Source organism: Nitrospirillum amazonense (assembly GCF_029594735.1).
Taxonomy (GTDB): domain Bacteria; phylum Pseudomonadota; class Alphaproteobacteria; order Azospirillales; family Azospirillaceae; genus Nitrospirillum; species Nitrospirillum amazonense.
Map to the genome: position 1 here is coordinate 99,393 of NZ_JARPAF010000019.1, position 9,176 is coordinate 108,568.

Below are 9,176 nucleotides of genomic sequence, written 5' to 3' on the forward strand. Positions count from 1 at the left end.
GTTCACCTTGTGCCCCACTTGATGATCCATGTTTTGCACCACCCGCCGGGAGTTACCTGGCACTCTTCAATCTCGCTACCGCCTTCCCCATTTGCCCACACGCCCTTCCAACCGATCGGGACCGAACAGTAGGTGTCGCCGGTGGGCACGTGGCTCCCCTTAGCATCCACAAATCCACACACCGGCGCGCGGCGATCCTGTTGATGGGCATGACAGATCGAACCTGCCTCCACCCATCGTTCAGACCTGACGGCACACCAGCTGATAGGCGATTCAACGTAGCCGGCGTGGTAAATGGACAGTGGGAGCGTCACCTCATGGGTGATCGCATCGTTTGCCTTCGCGGTTGCAATCCAGAGCGTCGCGAGTGCCGCTCCTATGACCCAGGCGTTAACCATGGCTACGTCTCCAGTGCCGTTCACCTTGTGATCTTTGTCGATGGCTCCTGCGCGCCACCCGCCAGCCCCAGGAAGGGCAACAAGGGACCTGGCTTGGCGTTGGCCCAGGCCTGGCCCAGAGCCCCAAGCACCGCGTGTTCCTGTACCGGCGTCAGGTCATAGCCACGCACGATCCGCCGCAGGACTTCCGTATCGACATGCCCGCCGATAAAGCGAACCTCTTCCTTCCGGCCTCGGGCCGCCAAGAACGCAAACTCCTCACGCCATGAGGCGGCCTCGGCGCACCGATCCAAAAGCGTCGCCCGTCCCTCGAACACAACGCCGGCGCTTTCCAGTTGGTCCACAAAATCTATAAAGTCGGGCATGTAAAGTCCCCTTCACCTTGTGTCTGCTGAGGGCGGGTGCCCACCGCGAGCTATTTGCGGTCGACGCTTATTAGGCGCAGAACCCCTGGATGCGTCGGCAAATCAGTCAGTCGATATACCAAGTTGTCGGCGTAGATTTCGCCCACACCACGAAAACCACGGGAGCCGGCTCCGACAATCTGAATAGATGGGTTCATAGAAAATATTGTGCGGGCGGCTGAACAGTCCTCACGAGATACGGCCGACGCACACCAAATAAGTGGATCGCTCGTCTCACTGCCCCACCAACCTTCATCGATTCCTCTATTCCAAACGGCCCAAACCGCAAGGGGCAATAGCCATAGCACCGGTGACGATAAATAACGTCTGTCCATAGGTTCACCTTGTGTCCGTTTCATCGGCGCCCGGCACCGGCAGACCTGGTTGGACCCGCCGGCGCCGAAGACCTGCCTTGAACGCCTCTGCCGCCAATGTGCCTGCGGCCGGCCGGTCGATACCGATCCCGGTGTCGCCGCGATCATAGGCCCTCCAGAACCAGGTCGCGAAGGCGCCGCGCCCACGTTCCGGCAAGGGGCCGCCAGCTCGCCCATACTGCTTTGCTAGGTCAGGCCGCAGTGCCATCGTTCACCTTGTGGTCTTACGGTTGCATGCCGGGCAGGGCTGGCGGCCGCGCTCCGTCACAGTGAGATCGGCAACCCACCCGTGATCATGACCACAACGGTCACAGACCAGACGAACGCGCCCACCGGCCGTGGCAACCACGCGTAGCAGGACCATCACCGGCCGGGCCCTGTTCCGAAGGTGGGACGGAAAGGTCATCGGGCACCTGGTAGCGCTCGCAGCCGGGCCATCAGTTCTTCAGCGGCCGCAAGGGCGCCGCCCTGAACCCGCTCAGCGGTACCGCGCAGTTCACCAGCGATAGCGTTGACTAGGCCGTCAGCCAGGGGCGCTGCGTCAGCAAGGAATAGGCCGCGAAAGGGCGCCACCACTCCCCGCGCGCGTTCCTCCGCCCAATCCATCCGTTTCTCCATCCAATTCCATCCATTTCGCGGTTCCTCCGCGCTGGGTCGTTCACTTTGTGGCCCAAGGCCAATGGCCCATTTCTTTTCGCTGAATCCACACCCGCAGGCCAACCAACATAGCCATAACTGCCAGGCCCATGCACGCTGCACCACCTAACAAAGAGAAGGTAGCGCAGATGCCCGCCTTGAAGGCTTCAGGGTGTTCCAATGGTTCAATCTTCATTGCCGGCACCAGTTCAGGATAGGCGTGGCTAGCGAACCACCAGCCAGCGGGTGCACCTAACCAAGGAAGCGCACAAAACACTACCAGCAGTGTGATCAACCAACCCCATTGGCTAATCAGAGCCAGAGCTAACTTCGCCATCAACTTCTCCTTCACCTTGTGGTCCTGCTAGGACGCCGTCGAGACGGCTTTCTCATGGCGCTGTCATCAATATAAATGGGGTCATCGTCTCTATCGACGGGATATCCTCGCGCCCGGAGGATGTTCTTGCTTTCCTCTAGGGGCGTCCCTCCTGGTGTGAGGCGAATGAACGACACTCGGTCAATTCCATCATTTTTTAATGCCATCATCCGCTCCAATGTCGTCGATTGGCCCCGCTTCGTTGAAGGCCACTTTCCACTTGATGTAAGTCGCTTTTGGAATGCCGAGTTCAGTAAGAGCTTCCTTGACCAGCTTCCCGTCGCGCCGCAGCCGCTGGAAGGCAGCCACCCGCCCAGTATCCACGTATAACTCCGCAAATGTCTTCCGGCCCATCCGCACACCCTTTGCGCGGGCGGCCTTCTGGCCAGCCATGGTGCGTTCCGAAAGCTGGTCGCTCTCAAACTGTGCCAAGGCGGCGAAAAGAGTGAAAATCAACTTCCCACTCGCTGTGGACTGCGCCTCGGTCGAGATCTCTGACTGCGTCAGGCTCCGGAAATTGACGCCTCGTTCATGCAGCCTATCAACGGTGCGGATCAGCTCGCCCGTGTTCCTGCCTAGGCGATCAAGCTTCCAGACCAGCAACGTGCCGCCCGGTCGGCACGCCTTAAGAGCCATGCGAAGACCTTCCCGGCTCTGCGAGGACGCGCGCCCGCTTTCGATATCCGCAAAGATGAATTCTTGCTCTACGCCAGCCGCCTTAATGGCATCGACCTGCAGGTCATAGCTCTGCTCCTCTGTGCTTACGCGGACATACCCAACCAGGCGCGGCCCATCATTCACGGCTTTCAATGCCCTTCGTTTGACGTGACAAAATCGTTCATGGCACCGACGTTGTATCACTATTCCGCTTGCGCGCCCATCGGATTTTTGGCATTGTAGTACCTACGTTGTATAACCTGGAACGGGATTGTGACCATGCAGCAGTATTTCGTTTCCGCCGACCTTAAGCGGGCTTCGGCCGTCAAAGCGGGCCAGCCTGCGCCTCCAGGGCCCGGCTACCAGGTCGAAGCCGATGATCGGGACCAGGCACTTCGGCGCGTGCGTCACTACCGGCTGGGCTGTGCCTACGCCAGTGATGTGGTGAAAGTCGTTCACTGATCATATGGGAAGTTAAACCATGGCCGAGTACAGCGTCGTCCTGTTGGACAAAAATGAATTCGAAATTGCCAGCTGCCTAATCAACGGCTTGCCCAATGCCAAAAAGCAGGCGCGGTATCTTCTCTCCGATGCTTACGCAGTGGCTGTGGAAACCACCCATGACGACCTGGGAACTCACAAGGTGGAAATCCGCGATGCGGCCGGAGAATGCCTGTTTGACGCCTTCCGGCTTTCGCCGGCCAACGCGGCCGCCTGACTAGAACCACAAAGGGAGAACACCCATGGCCGCATCGCTGCTGCCTATCAAGGACACCACCACCGGTATGCCAGGCTGGCTCGCATCGCGGGCCGGCAGGGACATCGGCCGCATCTACGACTTTGGCCGTGGTGAGGGAATGCGCTGGCGCGGTTACGCGATGGACGGAACGAGATTCAGCGCCCGTTCCCAGGCCACACTGATCCAAAAGCTGGAGATCCACGCGGCCGCCGCTCAGTCGGCGCCGGATGCTCAGCCACAGGGGAGCCCTTCCTTGACCGACAAGACGAAAGCACGCTTCGCCGCCGCGCAGGGCGTCACACGCCTCAAGGGAATCACCGCCGATTTCGCCCGGGCCCGTGACTTGGCCGATGCCGGCGATGACGAAGGGGCGCGTCAGGCCATGGCCCCCTTGAAGGATCAACTGCTGGCCATGCTGGACGTGCTCAACTTTGCCAATGTCCGCGGCCTCACCGAACGCCCCAGCACCGACCAGGCCGCCTAACCTGTAGGGCCACAGAAGGATCTAAGGATGGCCTATCGATACGAAACCGATCGCGGAACGCTGATGAACCGCATCCTGCAAGCGGCCTATCAGGACCGTTCCTCGCTCGCGGCCTCCCTACGTTCTGATCACCAGCCAACACCCGATGATCTGGCTTATGCCGCCGAATGCGACCAGATATGCCGGGACATCATGCGCATGGACCAGAATTTGAAAATGGGAATCTTCCATCCAGAAGCCGCTAGGCGAGCGCTACGCTCAAAAACCTGACCATAGAGGGAGAACACGGCCCATGTCCGCCGGCAGCAATCATCCGCCAACCCGCAAGGATTTGTCACCCGCGATGCGCCTGGCACTGCTGTCCTATGTGGACGAACGCCCCTGGGGCCACCTCCATGGGCGGTCGATGCACGGCGGGGCCACTGGGACCGTCTATGGGCTCTCACGGCGCGGGCTGCTGGACCCCTCAACGCACAAACTGACCGCCGATGGCTGGATGGAAGCCCGGGCCCTTGCGGCGCTTCGCGACGCCGGCAAACTTTGACGGAATACCCCGGCGACGCCATAGGAAACTCACCAGAAGTCCATTACTGCCACTGGTGCAAACAAGCGGGCATGGCCGTCTTCGGGCACAACGGTTATTCGCTCCCCTCGCCTGGTGGCACCATCGTCCGTTGGGCGTGCCCCGATCACCGCAAGGCGGGAAAGGACTGGAGCGGCCCTGCGGAGATCAGACACGGGCCCGAACCTAAGCAGAAGTCACTCATTCTGAAAGGACCATAACCTTGTTCACAGACATCCTTCCGGACGACGCCGATACCGGCGTGACTTGGACAGCCCTCAGCGGCGCCATTTCCACCTGGGCCTGGATGCAAGAACGCCCAGTTACGGTTGCCGAAGCGGCTGCCACCTTCAACACAACGCCCGAGCATGTTCGAGAGGCAATTGACCAGCACCCTTGGGCTTACCTGGAGGGAGACGGCGACGATCCCACCGCACAGTTCATCGAGCATGATGGCGCGTAACAACGTCCGGCAACTAGGACCACAAGAGGAGCGCGCCATGAAGAGTGACGATGCTGAAACCCAGGGTGATGCCTGTCCCCGGTGCGAGGGAAAAGGCTGGGTCGGTACGGCTACCGCTGGCCAGTTCGCTTACATTGGCAAGCTGGCGATGCAGGGGCGCCTGCCGACGGCGCCATGCTCTCGGTGCAATGGCACCGGGCGTGCAACGTCCTGACCACAGAAGGAGCGACCCAGGTGGTGAATGCAGATCCGCGTGGCAACAATCCACCCGCGCCGGCGCCATGCTCTGAGGCTATGGCTCGCGTCTTGGTCAACCTCTATCGTGGCCTGCCTCCATGGCGGCACCTGAACGGGCGCTCCATGCACGGCGCCGCCGGCCAAACTGAGCGCGCCTTGCGGCTGCGCGGTTGGGTGACCGGCTTTGGTGGTGATCTGAAATTGACGGACGCAGGGCGCGAGCGCGCCGCTGATCTGACCTGAGCACAGAAGGAGACCGCCGTCTTAACCAGCGCAGGATTCAAATGGGCCGGTATCGGGTTAAGGTAGAGCCTGATGGGTTTCCAGCCCCTGCCGGGGCCGGGAGACTGGGGCCTGTTCCGGCCCCACCTCCTGGCGTGCCGCCTAAAAGGGCACCAGGGCCGCGCCGCGTAGGGGCCAAGGCCCCCTTCGGCGCAACCCTGCTCCCCTCGCCGGCACACCCCCTCCACACCCGTCCCAGTTCGCCACTTGGCAGGGTTGCAGCAGCTGCTGCAACCCATGACTAGGAAGGACAAACACCATGGGCAGCCTTTGGGTTTTGGTTGATGACGTTATTGATATTGTTGTTCTTTTCGTCCTACTCGGCATTCCTATCGCCATGACGTTGGCTATGCTGTCACAGGTGGGCTGATAGCCAGCTTGATTACCAGGAACACAAGAGGAGCCGGTGCGATGTCCGCCAAAATCCCGAAGACGATCAAGATCGGCGACAAGATCGTCTCCCTCGATGACATTGCCGCGTATCTCTGCCTTCCGTCTGGGCCTGACTTCGATCCCCTCTCCCGCGCCCTGTACATCCTGCGGTGCGTCGAAACGGACGGCCCGGCCATCGTGGCCGCCATGGAAAAGGAACAGCAGGGGCGCCGCCTGCTGGATCGACGTTTGGGACGACCGGTCAATCGGTGGGGTCAAAGGTTCAGGGAGCACGTCGCCAACGAGAAGGCGATACTGGACGAAGCCGATGATCGGGCTTTCCAGGCGTGGAAGGTTTCCCGGGGCATCGACAAGGCGTTCATCGACGGCCAGCTGGCTATCATAAAGCATGCGTTCGGCGACGAACTGGAGGCAGTCATCGCTAAAGCGCGGCCGGACATCGATGTCCTGCCACTCCATGTCCGCCGGCACATTGGCCACTACGCCGAAGCCGCCATCGCATTCCTGACCCGGCGGGAACTGCCCCCGCAGTCCGTCTACTACTGATCCAGGACCACAGAAGGAGCACACCGTCCATGACTACGTCAGTCTATTTTGGCCTGCCCCTGACCAAGGACAGCCAGGACCACCTGACCCGCGCCGTCAACGACATATACGAGGACGGCAAAGGAGCCGGTTATCGCGACGGCTTCAAGGACGCCGCCGCCTTCCTGCAAGGGGAAGCGGGCCGGCATCGCCAAGAAGGCCGGCACCAGGTCGCGGACGCGCTGTTTCAGGCTTCCATCGATATGCGGTCCTTCGGGGACCGGCGGGCGACCGCTGCAGCTGACATCCGGGCCCAGGGCGGCAACCCCCTCACCCTGGTTCCAGTGGGCTCCAAACCGGCGACGATCACCAAGTCCTGACACAGAGGGAGCCAACAATGCCCAGCGTCATGTATGTCTGCGACGTGTGTCGCGAAAATGTCCCGGAGCACTGCGGCCACGATGATCCTGCCGAACTTCGGATTGTTCCCGCTACTGAAGGTGAGGGCGAGGTGACGATCTGTGAGGGGTGCTGGTCGGGCTGGGATGACTGGCACGAGCCTGGCGGGATACGGCCGGCCTGGAACCACTTGAAACCCTGTCCGGCCTTCGCGCCGGTTCCTGTCTGAACGAGACTGCAGAAGGAGCGCGGCCATGCCCTGTCGCAAAGACCAACTGATGGCCCAGGTGGATCCGAAAGAACTCCATTCACTCGCGCAGGCCTTCCCATGTGGTCTGATGCCCACGCAAACATTGGAGGCAGCCGCCCGCCTGGGGCTTGCCATCCCCCGTCTGGCGCCGGCCGGGCTCTCGGGGAAACCCGATTTAATGCTCCTGGATCATTATGTCGCCGCGCCCATTCTCATGGACGCCTACAACGCCGTCCGCACATGACCTGCAGGACCACAGAAGGAGGCCGTCGTGGCGCGTCTGAGTTTAACTGACGAAGATATCACCGTGATCCTTGGCGCATTCGATCATGTCCGGACAATCCAAGAGGGTGCGTATCCCGACGCTTCAATCCACACCGAATTCGCCGGAATGGCTTCCATCGAAGAGAAGCTTCTTGCAGCGCGGCGTCGGCAACGCACTTCCAAAAGGCGTCGCCCTAACTAATCCGTCCCCAGACGGCCCGATCACCAGGACTACAAGAGGTGCCAAAGGTGGCCAACAGCATCGACAGCACCGATAATTATGCAGATGGCGTGATGATGGCCACTATCAGTGCCGACGAGGGACGTTCTGTGCGTCATCGGTCTGATACCTGGGGCAACGTTTACCGTGCCCGCTACATCGCCGGTTGGAATGCCGTTGTAGCGGAGATCGCTGAACGCCTCACGGTGATGGCCCTGTTTCAATAGCCGTCATAAGGAACCTGATCCTTCAGGTGCTGATACCTGTTCCTTGAGGCGACGGGCTCATTCGCATATTCACAAGCTCATTGATGGTGGACGCACTATGAATTTCTTCGCCACTAAACTTCATGTCGGCGGTGCTATTCATCCCCTCTCGGTCCCTCAGATTGCAATTGAAGCGCTTCGGGACAACGTGCGTATTTATGAATATGGGATTCTTGCCGATGAAGATACTATTGAATCCTACGTTCGATACTCCGCTTCTTTAGCTGTCCCTCTTAAGTTTTATGCTGATCCTGGCCTCCTTCCCTACAAGAACCTGATAACATTCGCCCATGACTATGGACTTCGTGTTGGGATTTGTGGCCCTGATACAACAGAGGCGTGCTGCTGCGCAGTTGATGGGCTCCATTACTCTATGTCAGCCCCCTTCCCAACAGCCGATTTTGAGCCTGTCTGCGTAAATCAGGACTCTGGATCAGTCGCGCGCTCTTATTTACCTGCCCATCATCATGGGCCTTGTGTTCTAAAGTACGGGCTATCATACCGCCAACCCTTCTGGGCCTTGTTTCCCAGTCGATCTGAAGCTGTCGATGCAGCTACCTACGCATTTCTTAACCCTGCCCAAGTCCCGCTATTCGCCAATATTTATCCATCATTCTTGGCCCCATCCGGCACTTTATTTTTTCTAAACGGCAGGGCATTTGCTCAGGTTTTCATCGCCCAGCTAGGTCTTCGACGGAATAGCTGAACCCAGGTCCGACACATCAGGTGCAAGCGCTTCAGGCGCCGACATTTGGCCGCGCATTGATGGCGATAGAGCGCACTTAAACGTACAGAACCATTAGCTCTTTGCCTAGGAGCTTAGTTGCCGCCCGGCGCTCATGTCCCAGCCCTATAAGCGACGCCTTTCCTTATGTCTAGGTCGTTGCGACCGGGCGATCGGCCGCTATTTATCAGAAAGGAGAGTACCTTGGTCATCACCACAAAAGAGTACCGCTTTCACAAGGGATTGGTTGTTCGTGTCCACACCATGCCCAAGATTTCAGGCTTTGCCGCTGCCGAAGCCGCTGTAAAGGCCTCACTCTCTGCTTATAGGCAGAATAAGTTGCCAGCTCCATTGACCCCTAGCCAGTTGGTTTTTCGCCGCGTGCTTGGATTATTCTGGACCGCCTCGTTTGAATTACGATCTGGCAATTGAGCCACCATACGGGAATGGGACTTGACAGAAGTATTTATAGGAAGCAACCCGTTCGCTTGATCGGGTTCGCTTGATCGGGTTCGCTTGATCG

General features: G+C 59.5%; 15 protein-coding genes. 12 read left to right on the plus strand and 3 right to left on the minus strand.

The genetic code is table 11. The features are described 5' to 3' along the window. Positions 1-418: 418 nt before the first annotated feature. The 3 genes from P5F91_RS29610 to P5F91_RS29620 all read right to left on the minus strand — a co-directional run bounded on the left by P5F91_RS29610 (position 419) and on the right by P5F91_RS29620 (position 2,989). The gene (locus P5F91_RS29610; RefSeq protein WP_277909118.1) at positions 419-763 is read right to left on the minus strand and encodes a hypothetical protein; all 345 of its coding nucleotides are present in this window, start codon (positions 761-763) and stop codon (positions 419-421) included. A gap of 1,071 nt (positions 764-1,834) precedes the next feature. Next, positions 1,835-2,164, minus strand: coding sequence for a hypothetical protein (locus tag P5F91_RS29615; protein WP_277909119.1), 330 nt, complete (start codon positions 2,162-2,164; stop codon positions 1,835-1,837). Positions 2,165-2,338: 174 nt separating this feature from the next. Further along, positions 2,339-2,989 carry a recombinase family protein gene (locus P5F91_RS29620; RefSeq protein ID WP_277909133.1) on the minus strand — a complete coding sequence of 217 codons (651 nt, stop codon included), beginning with the start codon at positions 2,987-2,989 and terminating at the stop codon, positions 2,339-2,341. A 135-nt stretch (positions 2,990-3,124) separates the two neighbouring features. On the opposite strand from P5F91_RS29620, the gene P5F91_RS29625 reads away from it, so the two are divergent. The 12 genes from P5F91_RS29625 (at position 3,125) to P5F91_RS29680 (ending at position 9,085) form a co-directional block, all read left to right on the plus strand. Further along, positions 3,125-3,307, plus strand: coding sequence for a hypothetical protein (locus P5F91_RS29625; RefSeq protein WP_277909120.1), 183 nt, complete (start codon positions 3,125-3,127; stop codon positions 3,305-3,307). A gap of 19 nt (positions 3,308-3,326) precedes the next feature. Beyond that, on the plus strand, positions 3,327-3,563 hold the full coding sequence (locus tag P5F91_RS29630) for a hypothetical protein (protein ID WP_277909121.1): 237 nt from the start codon (positions 3,327-3,329) through the stop codon (positions 3,561-3,563). Between the two features lie 25 nt (positions 3,564-3,588). Next, a complete protein-coding gene (locus tag P5F91_RS29635; protein WP_277909122.1) occupies positions 3,589-4,068 on the plus strand; it encodes a hypothetical protein in 480 nt (159 codons plus the stop codon). Between the two features lie 27 nt (positions 4,069-4,095). Next, positions 4,096-4,338, plus strand: coding sequence for a hypothetical protein (locus P5F91_RS29640; RefSeq protein ID WP_277909123.1), 243 nt, complete (start codon positions 4,096-4,098; stop codon positions 4,336-4,338). A gap of 22 nt (positions 4,339-4,360) precedes the next feature. After that, positions 4,361-4,612 (plus strand): hypothetical protein, encoded by a 252-nt coding sequence (locus P5F91_RS29645; protein ID WP_277909124.1) that lies wholly within the window; start codon positions 4,361-4,363, stop codon positions 4,610-4,612. A 241-nt stretch (positions 4,613-4,853) separates the two neighbouring features. Continuing rightward, a complete protein-coding gene (locus P5F91_RS29650; protein ID WP_277909125.1) occupies positions 4,854-5,093 on the plus strand; it encodes a hypothetical protein in 240 nt (79 codons plus the stop codon). 930 nt (positions 5,094-6,023) lie between these two features. After that, entirely contained in the window at positions 6,024-6,551 is a 528-nt protein-coding gene (locus tag P5F91_RS29655) for a hypothetical protein (protein ID WP_277909126.1), read from the plus strand. Between the two features lie 29 nt (positions 6,552-6,580). Then, positions 6,581-6,910 carry a hypothetical protein gene (locus P5F91_RS29660; protein ID WP_277909127.1) on the plus strand — a complete coding sequence of 110 codons (330 nt, stop codon included), beginning with the start codon at positions 6,581-6,583 and terminating at the stop codon, positions 6,908-6,910. 297 nt (positions 6,911-7,207) lie between these two features. Then, positions 7,208-7,423 (plus strand): hypothetical protein, encoded by a 216-nt coding sequence (locus P5F91_RS29665; protein ID WP_277909128.1) that lies wholly within the window; start codon positions 7,208-7,210, stop codon positions 7,421-7,423. 269 nt (positions 7,424-7,692) lie between these two features. After that, entirely contained in the window at positions 7,693-7,890 is a 198-nt protein-coding gene (locus tag P5F91_RS29670; protein ID WP_277909129.1) for a hypothetical protein, read from the plus strand. A 97-nt stretch (positions 7,891-7,987) separates the two neighbouring features. Next, positions 7,988-8,635, plus strand: a complete 648-nt coding sequence (locus P5F91_RS29675) for a hypothetical protein (protein WP_277909130.1) — start codon at positions 7,988-7,990, stop codon at positions 8,633-8,635. 222 nt (positions 8,636-8,857) lie between these two features. After that, a complete protein-coding gene (locus P5F91_RS29680; protein ID WP_277909131.1) occupies positions 8,858-9,085 on the plus strand; it encodes a hypothetical protein in 228 nt (75 codons plus the stop codon). Positions 9,086-9,176 lie beyond the last annotated feature (91 nt).